The organism is Streptomyces sp. NPDC058525, from assembly GCF_042719495.1.
In the GTDB taxonomy this organism is placed as follows: Bacteria; Actinomycetota; Actinomycetes; order Streptomycetales; family Streptomycetaceae; genus Streptomyces.
The window spans coordinates 15,136-38,002 of sequence record NZ_JBHXNP010000029.1 but is presented as its reverse complement, the minus strand read 5'-3'; the positions used below and the strand labels follow the sequence as shown (position 1 = coordinate 38,002).

The 22,867-nt window shown below is 72.1% G+C and carries 21 protein-coding genes and 1 tRNA gene; 5 read left to right on the top strand and 17 right to left on the bottom strand.

All coding sequences use genetic code 11. From position 1 onward, the window contains the following. The 12 genes from secD to pgsA all read right to left on the bottom strand — a co-directional run bounded on the left by secD (position 1) and on the right by pgsA (position 10,975). Positions 1 to 1,809 carry a protein translocase subunit SecD gene (secD, locus tag ACFWP3_RS16130; RefSeq protein ID WP_384220993.1) on the bottom strand — a complete coding sequence of 603 codons (1,809 nt, stop codon included), beginning with the start codon at positions 1,807 to 1,809 and terminating at the stop codon, positions 1 to 3. 157 nt (positions 1,810 to 1,966) lie between these two features. Continuing rightward, positions 1,967 to 2,428 (bottom strand): preprotein translocase subunit YajC, encoded by a 462-nt coding sequence (yajC, locus tag ACFWP3_RS16125; RefSeq protein ID WP_384220991.1) that lies wholly within the window; start codon positions 2,426 to 2,428, stop codon positions 1,967 to 1,969. 166 nt (positions 2,429 to 2,594) lie between these two features. Further along, entirely contained in the window at positions 2,595 to 3,653 is a 1,059-nt protein-coding gene (gene ruvB, locus ACFWP3_RS16120) for a Holliday junction branch migration DNA helicase RuvB (protein ID WP_384220989.1), read from the bottom strand. Between the two features lie 184 nt (positions 3,654 to 3,837). Next, positions 3,838 to 4,470, bottom strand: coding sequence for a Holliday junction branch migration protein RuvA (gene ruvA / locus ACFWP3_RS16115; RefSeq protein WP_384220986.1), 633 nt, complete (start codon positions 4,468 to 4,470; stop codon positions 3,838 to 3,840). After that, positions 4,467 to 5,003 (bottom strand): crossover junction endodeoxyribonuclease RuvC, encoded by a 537-nt coding sequence (ruvC, locus tag ACFWP3_RS16110; RefSeq protein ID WP_384220984.1) that lies wholly within the window; start codon positions 5,001 to 5,003, stop codon positions 4,467 to 4,469. Before ruvC ends, ruvA begins: the two co-directional genes overlap by 4 nt. A gap of 125 nt (positions 5,004 to 5,128) precedes the next feature. Further along, positions 5,129 to 5,881, bottom strand: coding sequence for a YebC/PmpR family DNA-binding transcriptional regulator (locus ACFWP3_RS16105; protein ID WP_329193708.1), 753 nt, complete (start codon positions 5,879 to 5,881; stop codon positions 5,129 to 5,131). Between the two features lie 57 nt (positions 5,882 to 5,938). Beyond that, positions 5,939 to 6,532, bottom strand: a complete 594-nt coding sequence (pdxT, locus tag ACFWP3_RS16100; RefSeq protein ID WP_384220982.1) for a pyridoxal 5'-phosphate synthase glutaminase subunit PdxT — start codon at positions 6,530 to 6,532, stop codon at positions 5,939 to 5,941. A 7-nt stretch (positions 6,533 to 6,539) separates the two neighbouring features. Continuing rightward, positions 6,540 to 7,457: a pyridoxal 5'-phosphate synthase lyase subunit PdxS gene (gene pdxS / locus ACFWP3_RS16095; protein ID WP_215144360.1), complete on the bottom strand. Its 918-nt coding sequence runs from the start codon at positions 7,455 to 7,457 to the stop codon at positions 6,540 to 6,542. Positions 7,458 to 7,602: 145 nt separating this feature from the next. After that, the gene (locus ACFWP3_RS16090; protein WP_384220980.1) at positions 7,603 to 8,145 is read right to left on the bottom strand and encodes a hypothetical protein; all 543 of its coding nucleotides are present in this window, start codon (positions 8,143 to 8,145) and stop codon (positions 7,603 to 7,605) included. 78 nt (positions 8,146 to 8,223) lie between these two features. Then, the gene (locus ACFWP3_RS16085) at positions 8,224 to 9,399 is read right to left on the bottom strand and encodes a glycosyltransferase family 4 protein (RefSeq protein ID WP_384220977.1); all 1,176 of its coding nucleotides are present in this window, start codon (positions 9,397 to 9,399) and stop codon (positions 8,224 to 8,226) included. Next, complete coding sequence (locus ACFWP3_RS16080; protein ID WP_384220975.1) at positions 9,399 to 10,310, bottom strand: phosphatidylinositol mannoside acyltransferase; 912 nt, start codon at positions 10,308 to 10,310, stop codon at positions 9,399 to 9,401. The genes ACFWP3_RS16085 and ACFWP3_RS16080 overlap by 1 nt, the downstream gene beginning before the upstream one ends. Then, a complete protein-coding gene (pgsA, locus tag ACFWP3_RS16075; protein WP_384220972.1) occupies positions 10,310 to 10,975 on the bottom strand; it encodes a phosphatidylinositol phosphate synthase in 666 nt (221 codons plus the stop codon). The genes ACFWP3_RS16080 and pgsA overlap by 1 nt, the downstream gene beginning before the upstream one ends. A gap of 323 nt (positions 10,976 to 11,298) precedes the next feature. Between pgsA and ACFWP3_RS16070 the strand changes: the two genes are divergently transcribed. The 3 genes from ACFWP3_RS16070 (at position 11,299) to ACFWP3_RS16060 (ending at position 15,766) form a co-directional block, all read left to right on the top strand. After that, the gene (locus ACFWP3_RS16070) at positions 11,299 to 13,503 is read left to right on the top strand and encodes an elongation factor G-like protein EF-G2 (protein ID WP_384220969.1); all 2,205 of its coding nucleotides are present in this window, start codon (positions 11,299 to 11,301) and stop codon (positions 13,501 to 13,503) included. 141 nt (positions 13,504 to 13,644) lie between these two features. Further along, complete coding sequence (locus ACFWP3_RS16065) at positions 13,645 to 15,312, top strand: hypothetical protein (protein WP_384220967.1); 1,668 nt, start codon at positions 13,645 to 13,647, stop codon at positions 15,310 to 15,312. Positions 15,313 to 15,364: 52 nt separating this feature from the next. Beyond that, positions 15,365 to 15,766, top strand: coding sequence for a DUF1992 domain-containing protein (locus ACFWP3_RS16060; RefSeq protein ID WP_384220964.1), 402 nt, complete (start codon positions 15,365 to 15,367; stop codon positions 15,764 to 15,766). Between the two features lie 6 nt (positions 15,767 to 15,772). Here the strand turns inward: ACFWP3_RS16060 and ACFWP3_RS16055 are convergent, their stop codons facing one another. Continuing rightward, positions 15,773 to 16,333 carry an HIT family protein gene (locus ACFWP3_RS16055; protein WP_384220962.1) on the bottom strand — a complete coding sequence of 187 codons (561 nt, stop codon included), beginning with the start codon at positions 16,331 to 16,333 and terminating at the stop codon, positions 15,773 to 15,775. 71 nt (positions 16,334 to 16,404) lie between these two features. Further along, positions 16,405 to 18,381 carry a threonine--tRNA ligase gene (gene thrS / locus ACFWP3_RS16050; RefSeq protein WP_384220959.1) on the bottom strand — a complete coding sequence of 659 codons (1,977 nt, stop codon included), beginning with the start codon at positions 18,379 to 18,381 and terminating at the stop codon, positions 16,405 to 16,407. A gap of 902 nt (positions 18,382 to 19,283) precedes the next feature. Here thrS and ACFWP3_RS16045 point away from each other — a divergent pair. Beyond that, positions 19,284 to 19,754 carry a GNAT family N-acetyltransferase gene (locus tag ACFWP3_RS16045; RefSeq protein ID WP_384220957.1) on the top strand — a complete coding sequence of 157 codons (471 nt, stop codon included), beginning with the start codon at positions 19,284 to 19,286 and terminating at the stop codon, positions 19,752 to 19,754. On the opposite strand, the gene ACFWP3_RS16040 is transcribed toward ACFWP3_RS16045, so the two are convergent. Further along, positions 19,751 to 20,965, bottom strand: a complete 1,215-nt coding sequence (locus ACFWP3_RS16040) for a hypothetical protein (RefSeq protein WP_384220954.1) — start codon at positions 20,963 to 20,965, stop codon at positions 19,751 to 19,753. The two genes, ACFWP3_RS16045 and ACFWP3_RS16040, sit on opposite strands and share 4 nt — an antisense overlap. Further along, the gene (locus tag ACFWP3_RS16035) at positions 20,965 to 21,567 is read right to left on the bottom strand and encodes a DUF4365 domain-containing protein (RefSeq protein ID WP_362297873.1); all 603 of its coding nucleotides are present in this window, start codon (positions 21,565 to 21,567) and stop codon (positions 20,965 to 20,967) included. The genes ACFWP3_RS16040 and ACFWP3_RS16035 overlap by 1 nt, the downstream gene beginning before the upstream one ends. Positions 21,568 to 21,788: 221 nt before the next feature. Here ACFWP3_RS16035 and ACFWP3_RS16030 point away from each other — a divergent pair, with 221 nt between their 5' ends. Next, positions 21,789 to 22,514 carry a 3'-5' exonuclease gene (locus ACFWP3_RS16030; protein ID WP_384220951.1) on the top strand — a complete coding sequence of 242 codons (726 nt, stop codon included), beginning with the start codon at positions 21,789 to 21,791 and terminating at the stop codon, positions 22,512 to 22,514. 142 nt (positions 22,515 to 22,656) lie between these two features. Here ACFWP3_RS16030 and ACFWP3_RS16025 read toward each other — a convergent pair. After that, positions 22,657 to 22,728: transfer RNA gene (locus tag ACFWP3_RS16025), tRNA-Val, on the bottom strand. Positions 22,729 to 22,867 lie beyond the last annotated feature (139 nt).

Below are 22,867 nucleotides of genomic sequence, written 5' to 3'. Positions count from 1 at the left end.
TCACGCCTCCTTTGCGTCGACGGGGGCGGGTGCGGAACCCGTACGGCGGGACCGGCGCAGCGGCGGCTTGGCGCCGAGCCGCTCCGGGTCCAGCCCGGACCACGGGTGACCGCTGGAGAAGAACTTCGTACGCGCCAGCAGCGTCATGATCGGCTTGGTGAAGAGGAACACCACGACCACGTCGAGCAGGGTGGTGAGACCCAGCGTGAAGGCGAAGCCCTGCACCTTGCCGACGGTGACGATGAACAGCACCGCGGCCGCCAGGAACGACACGAAGTCGGAGACCAGGATGGTGCGCCGGGCCCGCGGCCAGGCGCGCTCGACGGCCGGACGCAGGGTGCGGCCCTCGCGGATCTCGTCGCGGATGCGTTCGAAGTACACGATGAACGAGTCCGCCGTGATGCCGATCGCGACGATCGCACCGCAGACGGCGGGCAGGTTCAGCGCGAAGCCGATGCCCTTTCCGAGCAGCGTCATGATCGTGTAGGTGAGGATGGCGGACACCAGGAGGCTGATGATGGCGACGAACGCCAGGCCCCGGTAGTACACCAGCAGGTAGATCACCACGAGCAGCAGGCCGATGGCGCCGGCGATCAGGCCGGCCTTCAGCTGCTCGCCGCCGAGCGCGGCGGTGACGGTGGTGACGCTGTCCTCGCTGAAGGAGAGCGGCAGGGCGCCGTACGAGAGCATGTTGCCCAGGTCCTGCGCGGACTGCTGGGTGAAGCCGCCCGAGATCTCCGCGTTGCCGCCGGTCAGCGCCTGGCTGACGGACGGGTCGGAGATGACCTGGCCGTCGAGGACGATCGCGAACTGGTTCTGCGGGGCCTGCTTGGTGGCGAGCTCACCGGTGATCTTGGCGAACTTGTCGGCGCCCTTGTCGGTGAACTGCATCGTGACGATCCACATGCCGCGCTGCGGGTCGATCTGGCCCTTGGCGTCCTTGACGTCCTGGCCGTCGACCTGGGCGGGACCGAGGATCCACTTGCCCCAGGCGGCGCCGCGCTGGCCGCAGGCGACCATCGGGTCCTCGGGCTTGACGCCCTTGCCGGCGGCCGCGCGCTGCTCCTCGTTGGTGCAGTCCAGCTTGGCGAAGGCCTCCTGCAGGCCGGCGGCCGCGGTGTCCTCGGCCGTCGGGGGCGTGGAGGGCGACGGAGCGCCCGACGCCGAGCCCGACGGGGTCGGCGTGGCCTTGTTGTCGTCTGCCTTCTTCGACTCGCTACCCGAGGGGGTGGGAGTGGGGGCGTTCGGGGCCTTGAGGGCCTCGCTGAGCGCACGGCCCTGGGAAGTGGCGCTGGACGACGGGGTGGCCGACGGGGACTTGCCGTCCTCGGCCTTGGGGGCGCCGGAGCCGCTCGCGGAGGGGCTCGGGCTCTGGGTGCCTTCGGGCGCGGCGGGGGCGCCGTCGGCGAAGGCGAGGACCGGGCGGAAGTACAGCTGGGCGGTGGTACCGACCTGCTCGCGCGCCTGCTGCTCGTTCGTCCCCTTGGGGATGTTCACGATGATGTGGTCGCGGCCCTGCGTCTGGACCTCGGCCTCCGACACGCCGAGACCGTTGACGCGGCGCTCGATGATGCCGACCGCCGTGTTCATGTTGGTCTCGTTGATCGCGTCCGGCTTGCCCGGCTCGCTCTTGGCCTTGAGCGTGATGCTCGTGCCGCCGGCGAGGTCGATGCCCAGCCGGGGAGTCGTCTGCTTGGAGAGGAACATCCCCGCGGTGAGCGCCACCATCGCGATCAGGATGATCGCCAGGGCGCGCCCCGGCCTCCCCTGAGCCCCCGTGGGCCGCCGGCCCTTCTTCGGTGCTGCCACCTTGTCGTTTCTCCCTGTCCAACCGCCCCGCGCCGGGTCAGCGCGCGGACGGCCACGAAAATGTGTGGTGGGGACCCCTGCCCCCCGCAGAAGTGGGTCACTGCCCGGGACCGCGACGGCCGCCGGTCAGGCGGCTTCGCGGTCCCCGGCCCGTGCGCTACTTCGCGCCGGGCTCGCCGTCCGCCTTGCCGTCCTTGGGCTCGTCGCCCTTGGGCTCGTCGTCCTTCGGCTCGTCCTTCTTGCCGAGGTCGAGCTTGGGGGCCGCGTCCTCGTCCTTCCCGGTGAGGGAGGAGGCGTCGTCGGGGACGACCGGCGTGTCGATGGTCAGATCATCGGTGGTGCCGTGGACGATGCGGTTGTATTCCGCGTCTTCGAGGACGGCGCCGATGGCGTTCTTCGCGAAGATCGCGTGGACGCCGGGAGCCACCTCGAGGGTGACGGTGTCGTCACCGATCTCCTTCACCGTGGCGTACATGCCGCCAATGGTGCGGACCCCGGTGCCGGGCGTCATCTGGTCGCGCATCTGCGCGGCAGCCTGCTGCTTCTTCTTCGCGGAGCGGGTCATCAGGAACATCGCCCCGATGAGCACGATGAACGGGAGGAGTGTCACGAGATTCACGGGACGGAGATCCTTCGCACGACCGCGCGCGGACGGGCGGCCTTTTCTACGGGGGTGGGCATGCCGACCCGAAAGGTCGGCATCGGCGGAGTCTAGGCGAGTCCGCACCGATGGAACAACGCCCAGCATGGCACCGCAGTTCCTGAGGGTGCGAACCTCCGCGCCGTCAGGCCCCGAACAAGCCCTGTTGTCCGCTTGATCCGCTCCCGTGCTGCTGCGGCGGCACGAGTCCCAGGTGGGACCAGGCGGCGGGCGTCGCGACCCGGCCCCTGGGGGTGCGCGCGAGCAGGCCCTCGCGGACGAGGAAGGGCTCGGCGACCTCCTCCACGGTCTCCCGCTCCTCGCCGACGGCGACGGCGAGCGTGGACAGGCCCACGGGCCCGCCGCCGAAGAGCTTGAGCAGCGCCTCCAGCACGGCCCGGTCCAGCCGGTCGAGCCCGCGCGCGTCCACCTCGTACACCTGGAGGGCGGTACCGGCCACCTCCCGGTTGATCACGCCGTCGGCGCGGACCTGGGCGTAGTCGCGGACGCGGCGCAGCAGGCGGTTCGCGATGCGGGGGGTGCCGCGGGAGCGGCCGGCGATCTCGGCGGCGCCGTCGGTGTCGATCTCCACGTCGAGGAGGCGGGCGGAGCGGTGGATGACGCGCTCCAGCTCCTCGGGGGCGTAGAACTCCATGTGCCCGGTGAAGCCGAACCGGTCGCGCAGCGGGGGCGGCAGCAGGCCGGCCCGGGTGGTGGCCCCGACCAGGGTGAACGGCGGCAGCTCCAGCGGGATCGCGGTGGCCCCGGGCCCCTTGCCGACGATCACGTCGACGCGGAAGTCCTCCATGGCCATGTAGAGCATCTCCTCGGCGGGCCGGGACATGCGGTGGATCTCGTCGAGGAAGAGCACCTCGCCCTCCTGGAGGGAGGAGAGGATGGCGGCGAGGTCGCCGGCGTGCTGGATGGCGGGGCCGGAGGTGATGCGGATGGGCGCGCCCATCTCGGCCGCGATGATCATCGACAGGGTGGTCTTGCCGAGGCCGGGGGCGCCGGAGAGCAGGACGTGGTCGGCGGTGGCGCCGCGCTGCTTGGCCGCCTTGAGGACGAGGTCCAGCTGCTGGCGGACCTTCTCCTGGCCGACGAACTCCTCGAGGTCCTTGGGACGCAGCGCCGCCTCGACGGCGGTGTCTTCCCCGTCGGCTGCCGGCGCGACAATGCGGTCGCTCTCGTCGTCCCAGTTCACGGTGTCAGTCTGCCTTCTCGGTTCGTACGGTGAGTCGTCGGGTGCGGCCCCGCCATATGCAGCCTCGCCGGTGTCAGCAGGCAATCCAGCCGAAGCCGACGGACGGCATCAGCCAAATCCAGCCCCGCCGGCGATTGAGGCTCGGGGTCTGGGGCGGAGCCCCAGCAGCGGCGCCGCACGGATCTCAGCGGGCTCGGTTCAGGGACTGGAGGGCCGCGCGCAGGAGCTGGGGAACGGGGGCCGAGCCGCCGGCGGCGATGGCGGCTTCGGCCTGCGGCGTCACCGCCGCCACCGCCTCCTCCGCATCGCGCGAGGCATACCCCAGCCCGATCAGGGCCGCGGCGAGCTGCTCCGTCCACGGCGCCGGACCCGACGCGGCGGCCCGCTGCGGCCCCACCAGGCCGCTGGAGCCGAGCGGCGCGCCCAGCTTGTCCTTCAGCTCCAGCAGCAGCTTCTGCGCGCCCTTCTTGCCGATCCCCGGCACCGCCGTCAGCGCCTTCTCGTCGCCCGTCGAGACGGCGACCCGCAGGGCGTCCGGGCTGTGCACCCCGAGCATCGCCTGCGCGAGCCTCGGGCCTACGCCGCTCGCGGTCTGGAGCAGTTCGAAGACCTGCCGCTCGTCGTCGTCGGCGAAGCCGTACAGCGTGAGCGAGTCCTCCCGTACGACCAGCGAGGTGGCCAGCCGGGCCGGTTCGCCCGTCCGCAGGCCGGCGATGGTGTTCGGCGTGCACTGCACGGCCATGCCCACTCCCCCGACCTCGATCACGGCCAGGGTGGGGGCGAGCGCGGCGACGGGGCCGCTGACGAAGGCGATCATCGGGTACGGCCTTTCGAGCCTGAGGCGTGCAGGGCGACCGCCTGCTGGAGGCGGTTCTGGGCGGGGGCCCGCCAGATGTGGCAGATGGCCAGGGCGAGGGCGTCGGCGGCATCGGCCGGCTTCGGCGGCGCGTCCAGCCTGAGCAGGCGGGTCACCATGGCCCCGACCTGGGCCTTGTCGGCCCGGCCGCTGCCGGTGACGGCGGCCTTGACCTCGCTCGGCGTGTGCAGGGCGACCGGTATCCCGCGCCGGGCCGCGCACAGCATGGCGACGGCACTGGCCTGGGCGGTGCCCATCACGGTGCTCACGTTGTGCTGGCTGAACACCCGCTCCACGGCGACGACTTCGGGCCGGTGCGTGTCGAGCCATTCCTCGATGCCCTGCTCGATGGCGACGAGCCGGTCGCCCAACTCGGCGTCCACGGGCGTGCGTACGACCCCCACCCCGAGCATGGCCAGGGGGCGGCCGGCGACCCCTTCGACGACGCCGATGCCGCATCGCGTCAGCCCCGGGTCCACGCCGAGTACGCGCATCCCGCCCCCATCCTCGATCACATGTCCGTGTTCGTGCAGGGTATCGGGACCCACTGACAAAGAGACCAAAGCGACGGGCCGACAGGGTGTGTCCTGTCGGCCCGTCGTCGGAATCGGTGCCCTGCTCAGGCGTCGACCTTCTCCATGACCTCGTCCGAGACGTCGAAGTTGGCGAAGACGTTCTGCACGTCGTCGCTGTCCTCCAGCGCGTCGATCAGCTTGAAGATCTTGCGCGCGCCCTCCTCGTCCAGCTCGACCTGCATGGTCGGGACGAAGCTGGAGTCGGCCGAGTCGTAGTCGATGCCCGCCTCCTGGAGCGCGGTGCGGACCGCGACCATGTCGGTCGGCTCGCTGATGATCTCGAAGGTGTCGCCGTTGTCGTTGACCTCTTCGGCGCCGGCTTCGAGCACCGTCTCCAGGACGTCGTCCTCGGTGAGCTCGCCCTTGGGCAGCAGGACGACGCCCTTGCGGTTGAACAGGTACGAGACCGAGCCCGGGTCGGCCATCGAGCCGCCGTTGCGGGTCATGGCGACCCGCACGTCGGAGGCGGCGCGGTTGCGGTTGTCGGTGAGGCACTCGATGAGCACCGCGACGCCGTTCGGGCCGTAGCCCTCGTACATGATCGTTTCGTAGTCGGCGCCGCCGGCCTCGAGACCACCGCCGCGCTTGACCGCGGAGTCGATGTTCTTGTTCGGGACCGAGCTCTTCTTGGCCTTCTGGATGGCGTCGAACAGCGTCGGGTTGCCGTCGATGTCGGCGCCGCCCATACGGGCCGCGACCTCGATGTTCTTGATCAGCTTCGCGAAGAGCTTGCCGCGCTTGGCATCGATCACGGCCTTCTTGTGCTTCGTCGTAGCCCATTTAGAGTGGCCGGACATCCGCCTGTCTCCTTCGCGTAACCAACAGTGTTCGTCCCCGATCCTACCGGGACCTGATTACAGCCCCGCGCGCACCATGTCGACGAAGTACGCGTGGACTCGGTCGTCGCCGGTCAGCTCGGGGTGGAACGAGGTCGCGAGGACGTTGCCCTGGCGGACGGCGACCGTGTGGCCGTCGTACGCGGCGAGCACCTCGGCGGCGGCGCCGACGGACTCGACCCACGGGGCGCGGATGAAGACGCCCTGCACCGGGCCGCCCGCTATGCCCGCGAACTCGATCTCCGCCTCGAAGGACTCGTTCTGGCGGCCGAAGGCGTTGCGGCGCACGATCATGTCGATGCCGCCCAGGGTCTCCTGGTCCTCGCGGCCGTCCAGGAGCTTGTCGGCGAGCATGATCATGCCGGCGCAGGTGCCGTACACCGGCATGCCGGCGGCCACGCGCTCGCGCAGCGGCTCCAGCATGCCGAACAGCACGGCGAGCTTCGACATGGTCGTGGACTCGCCGCCGGGGATCACCAGGGCGTCGACCTCGGCGAGCTCCTCGGGACGCCGGACCGGCCTGGCCACGGCGTCCGCCGCGGCCAGGGCGATCAGGTGCTCCCGTACGTCGCCCTGGAGAGCCAGGACACCGATCACGGGGGGATTCGTCATCTCGGTACTACCAGCCGCGGTTGGCGTAGCGCTCGGCCTCGGGGAGGGTGTCGCAGTTGATGCCGACCATGGCCTCGCCCAGGTTGCGGGACGCGTCCGCGATGATCTTCGGGTCGTCGTAGAAGGTGGTGGCCTTCACGATGGCGGCGGCGCGCTTGGCCGGGTCGCCCGACTTGAAGATGCCGGAGCCGACGAAGACGCCCTCGGCGCCGAGCTGGCGCATCAGCGCGGCGTCGGCGGGGGTGGCGACGCCACCGGCGGAGAACAGGACGACCGGGAGCTTGCCGAGCTCGGCGACCTCCTTGACCAGCTCGTACGGGGCGCGCAGCTCCTTGGCGGCGGCGAACAGCTCGTTGTTGTCGTAGCCGCGCAGGCGGGCGATCTCGTTCTTGATCTGGCGCAGGTGGCGGACGGCCTCGACGACGTTGCCGGTGCCGGCCTCGCCCTTCGAGCGGATCATGGCCGCGCCCTCGGCGATGCGGCGCAGGGCCTCGCCCAGGTTGGTGGCGCCACAGACGAAGGGGGTGGTGAAGGCCCACTTGTCGGAGTGGTTGACCTCGTCGGCCGGGGTCAGGACCTCGGACTCGTCGATGTAGTCGACGCCGAGGGACTGCAGGACCTGGGCCTCGACGAAGTGGCCGATGCGGGACTTGGCCATGACCGGGATCGACACGGCCTCGATGATCTCTTCGATCATGTTCGGGTCCGACATGCGCGCCACGCCGCCGTCCTTGCGGATGTCGGCGGGGACCCGCTCGAGGGCCATGACGGCCACGGCGCCGGCGTCTTCGGCGATCTTCGCCTGCTCGGCGTTGACCACGTCCATGATCACGCCGCCCTTGAGCTGCTCGGCCATGCCGCGCTTGACGCGCGAGGTGCCGATGGCCGACTCAGCGGACTGGGGGGTGGTGGGAAGCGTGCTCACGGATTGACCTCACTCGAAAGGAAGACGGGTGCTACTGGTACTACTCCGCCGAGCAAACCCCACGGACCAGTCCACTACAAGGGCCAATATGGAGCCAGTGGCCTCTGCAATTGTCCCTCGCGGCCCTTGGCGGGTGTCGTGTCGCTCAGACCGGCCGCTCCGCGAGGTCCGCCGGAGGCTCGTCGTCCATTTCAAAGGCCAGCGGGAAGGGCGCGTGCCCGGCCAGCCGGAACCAGCGGACCTTGCGGTGCCGGCGCAGGGCCCGGGCGGCCCGTACGGCGTCGTTGTGGAACCGGCGCGCCATGGGCACCCGCCGCACGGCCGCCGCCAGCTCCTCGGCGGCCTCCGCCCCACCCGGCGCGGCCTTCAGCACCTCGACCTGGTCGGCATCGGCGAACACGGCGCGCAGCGCCTGGCTGAGCTCGCTCTCGGCGACCTCCCGGTGCTCCTCCTCGGCCTGCCGCGCGGCGTGCGCGGACTCGTACAGCACGAGGGAGGACGCGGGGTCGAGCACTCCGGAGGTGGCCACCTCCACCACCACGGAGGCCCGCCGCACGAGCTGCGCGTCGAGCGCGGCCCGCGCGGCGTCCATCCGCGAGTGCAGCCGGTCGAGCCGCCCGGCGGTCCAGCTGAGGTAGACCCCGATGACTCCGAGGGCCAGGGCGATCCAGACAAGGGTTTCGATCACGCTGCGCGACCCTACCGCTCAGCGCGCCCCCCGCCCCCATCGGGCCCGGCCCGCACCCTGCGCGCCGGGGGTGGGCCGTCAGGAGGAGGGGGTGGTGTCCTTCGAGAAGCCGAGGCGGGTGCGGAGGGGGACCCGTTCGTCCGCGGCCACCGCCGCCGCGCCGTCCGTGACCGTCTCGTAGACCGCGAGGATGTCCGCGCCGACCGTGGACCAGTCGAAGCGGCGTACGTGCGCCGAGCCGCGGGCGCTCAGTTCCGCGCGGCGGGCCGGGTCGCGCAGCAGGGCGATCGCGCCGTCCGCGAGGGCGTCGGCGTTCTCGTTGGCGAAGAGGTCGCCCGCGCCGCCCTGGTCCAGGACCTGCGCGAAGGCGTCCAGATCGGACGCGAGGACCGTCGCGCCCGCCGACAGGGCCTCGACCAGGATGATGCCGAAGCTCTCGCCGCCGGTGTTCGGGGCCACGTACACGTCGACGCTGCGCAGCAGCCGCGCCTTGTCCTCGTCCGAGACCATGCCCAGGAACTCGACCCGGGAGCGGAGCTCGGCGGGCAGGGAGGCCACCGCCTCCTCCTCGTCGCCGCGGCCCGCGACGAGCAGCCGTACGTCCGGGCAGGCCGCCGCGATCTTCGGGAAGGCCGCCATCAGCACCGGCAGGCCCTTGCGCGGCTCGTCGATGCGGCCGATGAAGCCCAGGGTCTGGCCGGACCAGTCGGGATGGGGTTCCGCGGCGGCGAAGAAGTCCACGTCGACGCCGTTGGGGATGACGACCGCGTCGCCGCCCAGGTGCTCCACGAGCGTGCGCCGGGCGTACTCGCTCACCGCGATCCGGGCGCTGATCTTCTCCAGGGCCGGCTGGAGGATCGGGTACGCCGCGATCATCGCCCGCGAGCGCGGGTTCGAGGTGTGGAAGGTCGCCACGATCGGGCCCTGCGCGGCCCAGCAGGACAGCAGCCCCAGCGAGGGCGAGGCCGGCTCGTGGATGTGGATGACGTCGAAGGTGCCGTCGTGCAGCCAGCGCCGCACGCGGGCGGCGGAGAGGAAGCCGAAGTTCAGGCGGGCGACGGAGCCGTTGTACGGCACCGGCACGGCGCGGCCCGCCGAGATCACGTACGGCGGCAGCGGGGTCTCGTCGTCCGCCGGGGCCAGGACCGACACGTCGTGGCCGAGGCGGATCAGGTGCTCGGCGAGGTCCCGGATGTGGAACTGGACGCCGCCCGGCACGTCCCACGAATACGGGCACACGATGCCGATCTTCACTACGGGCGCTCCCCCTGGTCGGTCAGATCGTCGAGCCACAGCCGCTGCAGCATGTGCCAGTCCTCCGGGTGCTCGGCGATGCCCCACGCGAAGGCGTCCGCCACGGCCTGGGTCATGGCGGCGGTCTTCTCGACCCGCGTGCCGGTCCCGGGCACCTCCACCTCGGGGTGGATCCGGCCGTACATCTTCGGCGAGTCCCCGTAGTACAGGGTCGCCGGGAGCAGCACCGCCCCCGTCTGCTGCGCCAGCAGCGCCGGCCCGGCCGGCATGCGCGCCTTGGCGCCGAAGAAGTCCACCTCGACCCCGGAGGCCGACAGGTCGCGGTCGGCGACCAGGCAGACCAGGCCGCCGGCGCGCAGCCTGCGCGCGAGGGTGCCGAAGGCGGCGCCCCCGCTGTGCGGCAGGACCTCCATGCCGAGGCTCTCGCGGTAGGCCACGAAGCGGTCGTAGAGGCTCTCGGGCTTGAGCCGCTCGGCGACCGTGGTGAACGGCACGCCGATGTGGCCGATGGCCCAGGCCCCCGCGAGGTCCCAGTTGGCCAGGTGCGGCAGGGCGACGACGACCCCGCGCCCGGAGGCGAGGGCCTCGCGCAGGATGTGCTCGTCCTTCATCTCGACGTCCGAGCCGAACCGCACGGGGTCCATGGCCGGCAGCCGGAAGGATTCCATCCAGTACCGCATGTACGAGCGCATGCCCGCGTGCGACAGCTCGCGCAGCCGCTCCGGCGTCGCGTCCGGCACCACCCGGGCCAGGTTGGACTCCAGCCGCAGCACGCTCTTGCCGCGCCGCTTCCACGCCACGTCCGCGATCTTGCGGCCCAGGGCCACCGCGGCCGGTTCCGGGAGCTTCTTCACTCCGGCCCAGCCGAGCCCGTACAGCCCGTCGACCAGCTTGTCCTGCGCCGCGCCCATCAGGCCGCGCCGCCCTCTGCGCCGGCCGCGGCGGCGTCCGCCTCGGCCGATTCGCGGCGTACGGTGACCACGCGCTGGATCAGCGTGACCAGCGAGCCGGCCGCCACGATCCACAGCGCGATCGGCAGCAGCACCCCGATCCAGGACGGCACGCCGAAGGTCTGGAGCCCGGACAGGCCGGCCGCGACCAGGGAGATCACCAGCCGCTCGGCGCGCTCGATCAGCCCGTTGACGGCGACCGGCAGGCCGATCGACTCGCCGCGCGCCTTGGTGTAGGAGACCACCTGGCCGCTGGCCAGGCAGAAGATCGCCACCGCACAGAGCGCGTTGTCGTTGCCGGAGCCCGCGTACCAGAGGGCGAGTCCGCCGAAGATCGCCGCGTCCGCCACCCGGTCGAGGGTGGAGTCGAGGAAGGCGCCCCACCGGCTGGAGACGCCGGCCTGGCGGGCCATGTTCCCGTCCACCAGGTCGGAGAAGACGAAGAGGGTGATGGTGATCGTGCCCCAGAAGAACTCGCCCCGGGGGAAGAAGACCAGCGCTCCCGCCACCACTCCGGCCGTGCCGATCAGGGTGACCGCGTCCGGACTCACCCCCCGCCGGAGCAGAAACGCGGCGAACGGCGTGAGAACACGCGTGAAGAATGCACGCGCGTACTTGTTCAGCATGGCCTTCCCGGAGGGTCGCTGGGCCGCACGGCCACCACGGCCACCGGCTGGCCCATCGTAGCCAGCACGCCGCCCCCCGCACGCCGCGCACCCACCGGTTCGCTCCGCGTAAGACATACGTCACGTCGCGGACCGGCTCCCGTACCCCTCCGGTACGGCAGCCGTACGGCAGGCGTACGCCCCCGGTACGTGCCCGGTACGACGTATGGACGCGGTGTGACACCAGTGCAAAGCTCGAAGGGCCCCCTTTCCCTCCTCGAAGGCATGCGAAGGCACTCGCCAATCCACCCTCCTCACCGTCACCACCGGGAGGCACGAGAATCATGGGAGCCACCTCACACCAAGCCGGAGCCGCCGGCAGGGCACTGACGGCCGACCGCCCGTCCTCCGTACGGAACGTCGTGCTGGTCGGCCACAGCGGATCCGGCAAGACCACGCTGGTCGAAGCCCTCGCCCTGACCGCCGGAGCGGTCAACCGGGCGGGCCGGGTCGAGGACGGTGCCACGGTCTCCGACTACGACGAGATCGAGCACCGCCGACAACGCTCCGTCCAGCTGTCCCTCGTCCCCGTCGAATGGGGCGGAATCAAGATCAACATCCTGGACACCCCCGGATACGCCGACTTCGTCGGAGAGCTCAGGGCCGGTCTGCGCGCAGCGGACGCGGCCCTTTTCGTCGTCTCGGCCTCCGACGGCATCGACGGCGCCACCCGCATGGTCTGGGACGAGTGCGAGGCCGTCGGCATGCCGCGCGCCATTGTCGTCACGCACCTGGAGGCCGCCCGCGCCGACTACACGCAGATGGCGAACATCTGCGGCGAGATCTTCGGCGCCGAGGACCCGGACGCGGTCATCCCGCTCTACCTGCCCCTGCACGGCCCCGCGGGCCCCGACGGCCACGCCCCCGTGACCGGCCTGCTCGGCCTGCTCTCCCAGCGCGTGTACGAGTACTCCTCCGGCGAGCGCGTCGAACGCGATCCGGACCCCGCCGAGCTCGCCCTCATCTCCGGCGCCCGCTCCCGCCTCATCGAGGGGATCATCGCCGAGAGCGAGGACGAGAGCCTCATGGACCGCTACCTCGGCGGCGAGGACATCGACATCAAGACCCTCGTCGACGACCTGGAGCGCGCCGTGGCCCGCGGCACCTTCCACCCCGTCCTGATGGCGGCGCCCGCCGCCGAGGGCGCCCGGCAGGGCCTGGGCACCGTGGAACTCCTCGAGCTGGTCACCGGCGGCTTCCCCACCCCCCTGGAGCGCGCCGCCCTCGCCGTCACCGCCCCGGACGGCACCCCGCACCCGGCCCTCACCTGCGACCCGGCCGGCCCCCTGCTCGCCGAGGTCGTCAAGACCTCCTCCGACCCGTACGTCGGCCGCGTCTCCCTCGTACGCGTGTTCTCCGGCACCCTGCACCCCGACGCGACCGTGCACGTCTCGGGCCACGGCCTCACCGACCGCGGGCACGAGGACCACGTCCTCCGGGAGGCGGACGAGCGGATCGGCGCCCTCAGCTCCCCCTTCGGCAAACAGCAGCGCACCCTCAACCGGTGCATCGCGGGCGACCTGGCCTGCGTGGCCAAACTGACCCGCGCCGAGACCGGCGACACCCTCTCGGCCAAGGACGCCCCGCTCCTGATGGAGCCCTGGGCCATGCCCGATCCGCTGCTCCCCCTCGCCATCGAGGCCCACAGCAAGGCCGACGAGGACAAGCTCTCGCAGGGCCTGTCCCGGCTCGTCGCCGAGGACCCGACCATGCGGCTGGAGCAGAATCCGCACACCCACCAGGTCGTCCTGTGGTGCCTCGGCGAGGCCCACCAGGACGTCGCGCTGGAGCGGCTGCGCACCCGCTACGGCGTCCAGGTCGACGCGGTGCCGCACAAGGTGAGCCTGCGCGAGACCTTCGGGGCGAAGGCGGCGGGGCGCGGCCGGCACGTCAAACAGTCCGGCGGCCACGGCCAGTTCGCCATCTGCGAGATCGAGGTGGAGCCCCTGCCGCCCGGCAGCGGCATCGAGTTCGTCGACAAGGTCGTCGGCGGGGCCGTGCCGCGCCAGTTCATCCCGTCCGTGGAGAAGGGCGTACGCACCCAGGCCGCCCGCGGGATCGCCGCCGGGTATCCGCTGGTCGACGTGCGCATCACCCTCCTCGACGGCAAGGCGCACTCGGTGGACTCCTCCGACGCCGCCTTCCAGACCGCCGGCGCGCTCGCCCTGCGCGAAGCCGCCGCCGAGGCGAGCATCCACCTCCTGGAACCCGTAGCCGAGCTCGCCGTCGTGGTCCCCGACGAGTACGTCGGGCCCGTCATGAGCGACCTCGCGGGCCGCCGCGGCCGGGTCGTCGGCACCGAACAGGCCGAACCGGGGCGCACCCGGGTCCGCGCCGAGATCCCCGAGATCGAGATCGGGCGCTACGCCGTGGAGCTGCGCTCGGTCTCGCACGGCACCGGCCGCTTCGCCCGGAGCTACGCCCGCCACGAACCCATGCCGCCCCAGGTCGCGGACAAGGTGCGCGAACGGACGGAGAAGGGAACGTAACTGACGTGACGTCGGGAGACGCCGTCCACCCAACCCTGTTGCGGTGGACGGCATTTCCCTGTCCCATGACCATGGGGTGAGATCGCCCGATAGGCTCATCGGCGCACCAAAGAGCACGAACGCACAGCGATGGGGGCAGCGGTGGCGGACGACGGATTCGACTTCAGGCCCGGGGCGCAGATTCCGCTGCAGGGCGGCGGGGGGCAGACGGCGGCGACCAACGCACTGGCCTCCGCCGCGTACCGGGACGGCGCGAAGGACAGCGGGCTGGACCTCATACTCGGGGCCAACAACGAGAACCACCCCGCCACGGTCAAGCCCCCGAAGGTCTCCCTCTTCGAGCCCAGCCTCGGCGAGGCCTTCTGCCGGGCCGTCGAGGCCCGCACCCTCGCCCCCGGCCGCAAGCCGCTGATCCAGTCCTTCGGCGCCGATCCGCAGACCGTCGTCGAGCACTGCCTGGCGGCCTCCCGCATCCGCAAGGAGCGCGACCAGAAGCTCCGCCTGATCATGCTCGTCTGCGGCGTGGTGTTCCTCCCGGGCCTGCTGCTGTGGCTGGGCCTGTTCCAGCTCCGCAAGTCCCTGGCCTCCGGCGAGGGCAAGCGCGCCTCCTGGATGGGCACCGCGCTCCTGGTCGGCGTGGCGATCGTGGCGGCCGTGCTGATGTTCAGGCTGCCGTTCACCGGCTTCCTGGGCATCTACCTGCGCGGCATGATCATCGCCCCGGTCCTGGGCTGGCTGCTCGCCCGCCGGCTCTGCGAGTCCACCGCCGCCGACCTGCGCTCCCGCTGGGACGGGCTGCTGGCCGGCGACGGGATCGGCGCGAAGATCCCGGAGGCGGTGCCGGGCAACCCCGACGAGAAGGCCCGCGAGGACCTGCGCCACCAGCTGGCCAAGCTGACCGCCGAGGACCGCAGCAACCACGTCTTCTACGCGGGCCCCAAGGGCATCCTCGGCATGGGCACGCGCTGGGGCAGCTGGCAGATGGCGGAGGAGCTCACCCCCAAGACCGAGGGCGCCGAGATCCACCCCTTCCGCAGCTGGGACGTCATACGCGCGATCGACACCCAGCTCCGCAAGCTGGAGCGCGGCCCCCTGCACACCGGCGGCTTCCCGCCCGCCGCGATACAGCACTGGATCGTCACCCCGATCGGCGAGGGCGCCGGCGAGGTGGCCCGGCCGACCGGCGAGAACGTCGACACCTTCCTCATCAAGCCGCACGAGATCACCCGGATCTGCAACGAGCAGCAGTTCAGCGCCGGGAACCGGCACTACCTGGGCATCCAGTACCCGCTGTGGGACGGCCAGCTGGTCATCACGATGCTGGTGACCGTCACCGTGCTCTACAAGACGCTGCGCGTGGACGTCACCGCGCACGCACTGGGCCCCGTACACGGCCTGTTCACGACGAAGTCCAAGGCGCCGGTGGTGGAGGTGCCCAAGAGCATCCGCTTCTGGGAGACCGTGGAGCGGCCGCTGCCGCTGGTGGACGCGCAGGAGGTGGTGCGCCTCGCCGTGCGGGCCCCGCTGACCTGGTACCCGCCGATCCTCGACTTCTTCGGCGGCAAGCTGGTCCTGCCCGAGCCCTTCGGCCTGCGGCACGTGTGGGCGGGGTCGATGTGGCGCCACCGGTTCATGGCCGACGACGCCATCCGCACCGTGGCCCCGGTGCTGAGGTCCGTGCACGCCGCGACCTTCAAGGTCCTGGAGGAGAACGGCGTCGACACCGACCGCTTCACCAACCGCTCCTCGATCATGAGCGGTCTGATCCAGGAGCCGTCACCGCGCAAGGCGGACATGTACGACGCGTAGGTACGCTGAAGGCGAGGCCCGGCCGATCCCGGAACCGGAGGAGCGAGCGACCATGACCGAGCGCAAACCGCCTGGTGTCGACATCGAGTCCTGGGTGGACCGGCAGATCAGGGAAGCCGCCGACCGCGGCGACTTCGAGAACCTGCCGGGCTGGGGCAAGCCGCTGGCCTCGCTCGACGCCCCCTACGACGAGCTGTGGTGGATCAGGGGGAAGCTGCACCGCGAGGGGTTCTCCGCCCTGCCTCCGTCGCTCGCGCTGCGCAAGGAAGCCGAGGACGCGCGGGAGGCGGCCCTGGCGGCCCGTTCCGAGCGCCAGGCGCGGGAGATCCTCACCGCGGTCAACGAGAAGATCCGCGCGGCCCTGCGCATGCCGCCGCAGGGGCCGCCGCTCAACCTCGCCGAGTTCGACGTCGAGGACGTGCTGCGCACCTGGCGCGAGGCCCGCGCCGGGTAGCCGCGGTCAGTCGGTGGGCCAGGCCTCGGCGAGCATCTGGCGGGTGTCCGCGAGGAGTTGGGGCAGCACCTTGGTGTGCCCGACGACCGGCATGAAGTTCGTGTCCCCGCCCCAGCGGGGCACGATGTGCTGGTGCAGGTGCGCGGCGATGCCGGCCCCGGCGGCCGCGCCCTGGTTCATGCCGATGTTGAACCCGTGCGCCCCGGACGCCTTGCGCAGCGCCACCATGGCCCGCTTGGTGAGATCGGCCAGCTCGGCCGTCTCGGGCCCGTCGAGCTCGGTGTAGTCGGCGACGTGCCGGTACGGGACGACCATCAGGTGGCCGCCGTTGTACGGGTACAGGTTCAGCACCGCGTAGACGTGCTTGCCGCGGGCGACGACCAGGCCGTCCACGTCCGACATCTCCGGAATCCCGCAGAAGGGACAGCCGTCCCCGGCCTCCGGGCCGGTCGGCTTGTTCTCCCCCTGGATGTAGGCCATCCGGTGGGGCGTCCACAGACGCTGGAACGCGTCCTGCGTGCCCACACCGATCTGCTGCTCCGGCTCAGTCGTCATGGCGGCAAGCATATGACCTCGCCTGCGCGTACGAGGAAGGCCCCCGGAAAGTGATCACTTTCCGGGGGCCCGCCGACCGCCGGTCAGACCTGGACGCGGTCCGCGACGACCTTGGCCAGCTTGGCCAGCGCCTCGTCCTTGGCGATGCCGTTCTCCTGCGAACCGTCGCGGTAGCGGAAGGAGACGGTGCCCGCGGCCATGTCCTCGTCACCGACGATGATCATGAACGGGACCTTGAGCTTCTGGTGGTTGCGGATTTTCTTCTGCATCCGGTCCGAGGAGGCGTCCACCTCGACCCGCAGGCCCTGCTTCTTCGCCGCGGCGGCGAACTCCTGCAGGTACTCGACGTGCCCGTCCCCGATCGGGATGCCGACCGCCTGGACCGGGGCCAGCCACGGCGGCATGGCGCCCGCGTAGTGCTCCAGCAGCACGGCGAAGAACCGCTCGATCGAGCCGAACAGCGCACGGTGGATCATGACCGGGCGCTGGCGCGAGCCGTCCGGGGCGGTGTACTCCAGGTTGAACCGCTCCGGCAGGTTGAAGTCGAGCTGGACGGTCGACATCTGCCAGGTGCGGCCGATGGCGTCCCGTGCCTGCACGGAGATCTTCGGGCCGTAGAAGGCCGCGCCGCCCGGGTCGGGGGTCAGCGGGAGGCCCTGCTTCTCGGCGACCTGCTGGAGGACGGCGGTGGCCTCCTCCCACACCTCGTCCGAGCCGACGAACTTCTCCGGGTCCTTGGTGGACAGCTCGAGGTAGAAGTCGGTCAGGCCGTAGTCGCGCAGCAGGTTCAGCACGAAGGTGAGCGTGCGGTCGAGCTCCTCCGCCATCTGCTCACGGGTGCAGTAGATGTGCGCGTCGTCCTGGGTGAAGCCGCGGGCGCGGGTGAGCCCGTGCACGACACCGGACTTCTCGTAGCGGTACACGGTCCCGAACTCGAAGAGCCGCAGCGGCAGTTCGCGGTAGGAGCGGCCGCGCGCGTCGAAGATCAGGTTGTGCATCGGGCAGTTCATGGGCTTGAGGTAGTAGTCGGTACCACCGTCGAGCTGCATGGGGGGGTACATGCCCTCCGCGTACCAGTCCAGGTGCCCGCTCTTCTCGAAGAGCGCGCCCTTGGTGGCGTGCGGGGAGTAGACGAACTCGTAGCCCTCCTCCTCGTGCCGGCGGCGCGAGTAGTCCTCCATGGTCCGGCGGATGATGCCGCCGCGCGGGTGGAAGACGGCCAGGCCGGAGCCGATCTCGTCCGGGATGGAGAAGAGGTCGAGCTCGTTGCCGAGCTTGCGGTGGTCGCGCTTCTCGGCCTCGGCGAGGAAGTCGAGGTGGGCCTTCAGCTCTTCCTTCGACGGCCAGGCGGTGCCGTAGATGCGCTGGAGCATCGGGTTCTTCTCGCTGCCGCGCCAGTAGGCGGCCGCGTTGCGCATGAGCTTGAAGGCCGGGATGTTGCGGGTGGTGGGCAGGTGGGGACCGCGGCAGAGGTCCTTCCAGCACAGGTCGCCGGTCTTCGCGTCGAGGTTGTCGTAGATGGTCAGCTCGCCGCCGCCCACCTCGACGTTCGCGCCGTCGTCGGTGGAGGCGGAGCCCTTGATGCCGATGAGCTCGAGCTTGTACGGCTCGTCGGCGAGCTCCTCGCGGGCCGCCTCGTCGGTGACCACGCGGCGGGAGAAGCGCTGGCCGCGCTTCTGGATCTCCTGCATCTTCTTCTCGATGGCCTTCAGGTCCTCCGGGGTGAAGGGCCGGGCCACGTCGAAGTCGTAGTAGAAGCCGTTCTGGACCGGCGGGCCGATGCCGAGCTTGGCCTCGGGGAACAGCTCCTGCACGGCCTGCGCCATGACGTGCGCGGTCGAGTGGCGCAGGATGTTCAGGCCGTCCTCGGAGGAGATCTCCACCGGCTCGACGGTCTCGCCGTCCTTCACCTCGTACGCGAGGTCCTTGAGCTCGCCCGCGATGCGCGCGGCGACGATGGTGCGCTCGCCGGCGAAGAGCTCCGCCGCCGTAGTGCCCGTGGCCACCACGCGCTCGTCCCGCTCGGAATCGCGTTGGATGATCACACGGACGTCTGACACCGGTCTCTCCTGAACTCTGGGGGTGCGCGAGCGAACACTGCGCGCGTGAATCGTACCGAGCGGAGTGGCTGCGCCGCGAAACGGTTACCTGCCGACCCCGGCCCGGCCCGCCGCCCGCACCGGTGCGCGGCCCGCGACCCGCGGGCGGGGCCCCTGGGGCAGGCCCCTCTGCTCCGCACGGACGCGTCCTCGGCGGGGCCCTTCCGGGGCGCGGGCACACGGGAGGCGGGCCCGGCCCTGGCGGGGCGGCGCAGGCGGGGCCCTTCCGGGGAACGGGCACACGGGAGGCGGGCCCGGCCCTGGCGGGGCGGCGCAGGCGGGGCGCAGAGCGGGGCCCTTTCGGAGCGCCAGCGCGTGAGAGGCGGGCCCGGCCCTGGCCGGGCGGCGCAGGCCGAGCGTGGGGCGGGGCCGTTCCGGGGCGCGGGCGTGTAGGAGACGGGCCAAGCCCTGGCCGGGGCGCGCAGGCGGGGCGTGGGGTGGGGCCCCTCCGGGGCGTCTCCTCGGCTCGCGAACCCCGAGGCCGACCGGCCTGTGCCCGGCGGTGGGTTCGCTCGGCCTGCGGGGACGCCCCGGAGTGTCCCCACCCCACCTACAAGGCGGAACCTCGGCGTCGCCGTAAGCAGTCGGCAGCCGGAGTGTTCCCGCCCTGCGGGCAAGGCCGGGACACGGCCTCGCCGTAGGTGGCCGGCGGAGCTCGGCCTGTGGGGGCGCCCCGGAGTGTCCCCACCCCATCCGCCAGGCGGGACCTCGGCGTCGCCATAGGCAGTCGGCACAGCCGGGGCATCCCCCGCCCCGCGCGCAACGCCGGGGCGGAGGATGCGCCGGGGTGCCCCGCCCTGCGGGCAAGGCCGGGGCACGGCCTCGCCGTAGGTGGTCGTAGTCTGGGGCTTATGTCGATTTTGGTGCTGGATCTGGCCGATGATGCCACCGCGGTGGCCGTGCATCGGATCGGGCGGGCGGCGTATGCCGTGGAGGCGGAGCTGATCGGGTTCGGCGGCATCCCGGCGCTGGGGGAGAGCCTCGCTCAGATGCGGGCGCGCGGATTGAGCTGGGTCGGTGCCGTTGGCGCGGGCGGCGAGCTTGCCGGGTTTCTGGCCTGGGAGGAGACGGGCGGCGGCATCGGGATCGACCGGTTGTGTGTGGATCCCGCCTGGTTCCGACGGGGTATCGCGTCCCGCCTGCTCCGTCACGCCCTGACGGAGCTCTTCGCCGGCCTCGACGTGACGGTCAGCACGGGGGCGGCCAACCAGCCCGCCGTGGCCCTGTACACCCGGATGGGCTTCACCCGCGGCCCGGACTTCTCCCCCGCCCCGGGGCTGACCATGGCGTCGTTCCGGTTCGGCTCCGCCTCCGGCATCCCCACGGAGCCCTAGTCCGGCAGGACGTCCGCAGGGTCGAACGCGTCGTCCAGCGACTTCATCAGCCGGTCCCGCTCCACCTCGTCCAGCGGGACCGGGGTCACGTCCGTGACGTCGGAGAGCCGGCGGAACCCGCCCCGCCGCTGGAGCCGCCCGCTGACCCGGACCGGCAGGCCGACCAGGTGCGCGTGGCCCGCCACCCGGTACGCCTCCTCGTCCAGCGCGACCCGGACGTACGGGATCTCCGCCCCGGCCAGGACCCGCAGCCGGACCGTGCCCCCGCCGCCCGCCGCCGAGCGCCGCATCCGTACCACCGCGCCCGCGATCCGGACCTGTACGGCCGGCTCGGTCCGCGTGTAGCGGGCGGCCGCCTCGCGGAGCACCGGCAGGTCGCCGGGCGAGAACTCCACCGGCTCCGGCCGGGCCGCGCAGCCCGCCGGGGCCCCCGCCGCCGGAGCCCAGGCCAGCGCGACCCGGGCCCCCTCGGAGCCGCGGACCAGCGCGATCAGCGCATCGGCGAGCTCGCGGCTGACCCCGGCCCGCACGGCCGCGTCGAAGGCCTCCATGCCGCCGGTCGCCCGCTGGTAGTCCACGGCCTCGCGGGCCGCGTGCAGCGCGTGGTGCAGCCGGGTCACGGTCCCCCGCTCGCCGTCCACCGGCACGAACGCCGTGAGCCGCCGCCCGCCGGGGGACGGCCCCACCAGGACCCCGTCCAGCGCCCGTTCGGCCTGAGCCCGGTGCCGGGCCCCGTAATAGCCGGCCCGCTCCCGGTCGGCCAGGGCCCCGGCCAGCAGGAGCCGGCGGGCGGCCGAGCGCAGCTGTTCCTGCCCCGTCCAGTCGGCCTCGCCCCGGAGCCCGTACGCCCCTTCGGGGATCTCCCGCTCCCAGCGGACCTCGTCGCTCGGCACGCCCAGTCCGTACAGCACCTCCCGCGCCGACGGCAGCGAGCTGCGCGAGAGCGCGGTCAGCGCCTCCTCCAGCAGGTCCGCGCAGTCGGGGAAGGTACGGCTCTCGGGGACGAGCAGGCTGGTGCCCCCGGTGGCCGAGGCGTGGGCGGCCGGCGGGGTCCAGCGCCCGTAGCGTCCGGCGGCCCCGCCGCGCCGCAGCCAGCCGTGCCGGTGCAGCAGCGCGCCGAGCACGGCCGGGTCCACCTGCTCGGGGTCGGGCACGGCGGAGGCGAACTCCGGGGACGGGAGCGGTTCGAGGTGCGGTGCGTGCCAGTTCATCAGGGTGTCCCTCCCGACCCGACCCGGGTCATGATCTCGCACAGCGCACGGTCGTCGAAGATCCGCGAGGTCGGGATCCGTACGGTGGTCCGGCGCCGGCCGGTCACAGGGTGTCCGGCGAGGTTGGTCCAGTAGCAGCAGTGGCGCAGGTCGAGCCGGTCGTGTCCGGCGGCGAGCCACTGGTCGCGCTCCCGCGGGACGAGCATCACGACGAGGATCTTGTGGACGGCGACCGGGGTGCGGGCCAGCTTCACCAGGTGCTCGTTGTCCAGGGTGAAGCCGAAGGTGGGCCCGGCCGGCCGCGGCGGTATCTGGTAGGTCGCCTTCAACTGCACCTTGATGGTGACCTCGTCGTCGACGACGTGCTCGGGGGCGCCGTGGCTGACGTGCCAGTCGATGCCGTTGTCCGGAAAGGGCTGGGACAGCGAGCAGCCGGCCGCGGCCGCGACGGCGTGCAGGTATCCCACCTGAAGGGTCTCCATGCAGGCGGTGGTGGCGAGGGTGCCGCGCAGCGGTCCGCTCCGCGCCTCGCCCGGCGTGCCGGTGCGCGGATCGATCCGCCCCGCCAGCACCCCGCCCTGTTCGGGCTGCGCGAGCGCCATGGCCGGCTCCCCATGCCTTCCGGGCTCTGCCGTGGGTGGTGGGTGGGGTGACGACCGGTCATGTGCACGGCCCCCCATGGGTGTTGTCTCCGCACCCGGGTGCCCGCAAACGGCGTACGGGGCAAACAGCCCGGGTATCACCGATGCGGGCAAGGGTGGCACGTTCCGGGCGGCGGCGCCCGGGTGCGCCCCATCTGCCGACCGGGGACGAGGAGTTCGCCATGACACGCTGGTACGAGGGCCCGCTGGCCGCATTCGACACGGAGACGACCGGGGTGGACGTCGAGGAGGACCGGATCGTGTCCGCCGCGCTCGTCGTGCAGGAGTGCGCGGGCGGGCGGGTGCGCACCACGCGCTGGCTGGTCAATCCCGGCGTCCCGGTGCCCCCGGGCGCCACGGAAGTGCACGGGCTGACCGACGAGCACCTCCAGCGCCACGGCCGGTGGCCGGCGCCGGTGGTGGAGGAGATAGCCCGTGCGCTCGGGGAGCAGCAGGTGGCGGGCCGGCCGGTGGTGGTGATGAACGCGCCGTTCGACCTGACGCTGCTGGACCGGGAGTTGCGCCGGCACCGGGCGTCCTCGCTGACGCGGTATCTGGACAACCGGCCGCTGACGGTGCTGGATCCGCGGGTGCTGGACAAGCACCTGGACCGCTACCGCAAGGGCCGCCGGACCCTGACGGACCTGTGCGCGCACTACGGGATAGAGCTGGAGGGCGCGCACGACGCGGCGGCGGACGCGCTGGCCTCGCTGGAGCTGGTCCGGGCGGTGGGGCGGCGGTTCGCGGCCCGGCTGGAGCGGCTGTCGCCGGCCGAGCTGCACACGCTGCAGGCGGTGTGGCACGCGGCGCAGGCGCGGGGGCTGCAGGCGTGGTTCGCACGGCAGGGGACGCCGGAGCCGGTGGATCCGCACTGGCCGCTGCGGCCGGGCCTGTCGACGGCGGCGTAGGCACCGGCGTAGCCGCGGCCTCAGCCGGCAGCCCGCAGCCGCAACCCGCAGCCCGCAGCCCGCAGCCGTCCGGGCAACGTGCCGTGTACGTGCCGGACATGCGGAAGGCCGGTCCGTCAGATGACGGACCGGCCTCTCCCGGTGGGCGATACTGGGATCGAACCAGTGACCCCTTCGGTGTGAACGAAGTGCTCTCCCGCTGAGCTAATCGCCCGGGAACGCACTGAACAATACAGAAGCCTTGGGGCTGGTTCAAACCGCTTCCGGCGGACCCCGGCGGGCCGTGCGTACTCAGGGCGGATCTGAGTACGCCGCCCCATGTCCCGACCGCGTGACGGGCGCCACACTGCGAA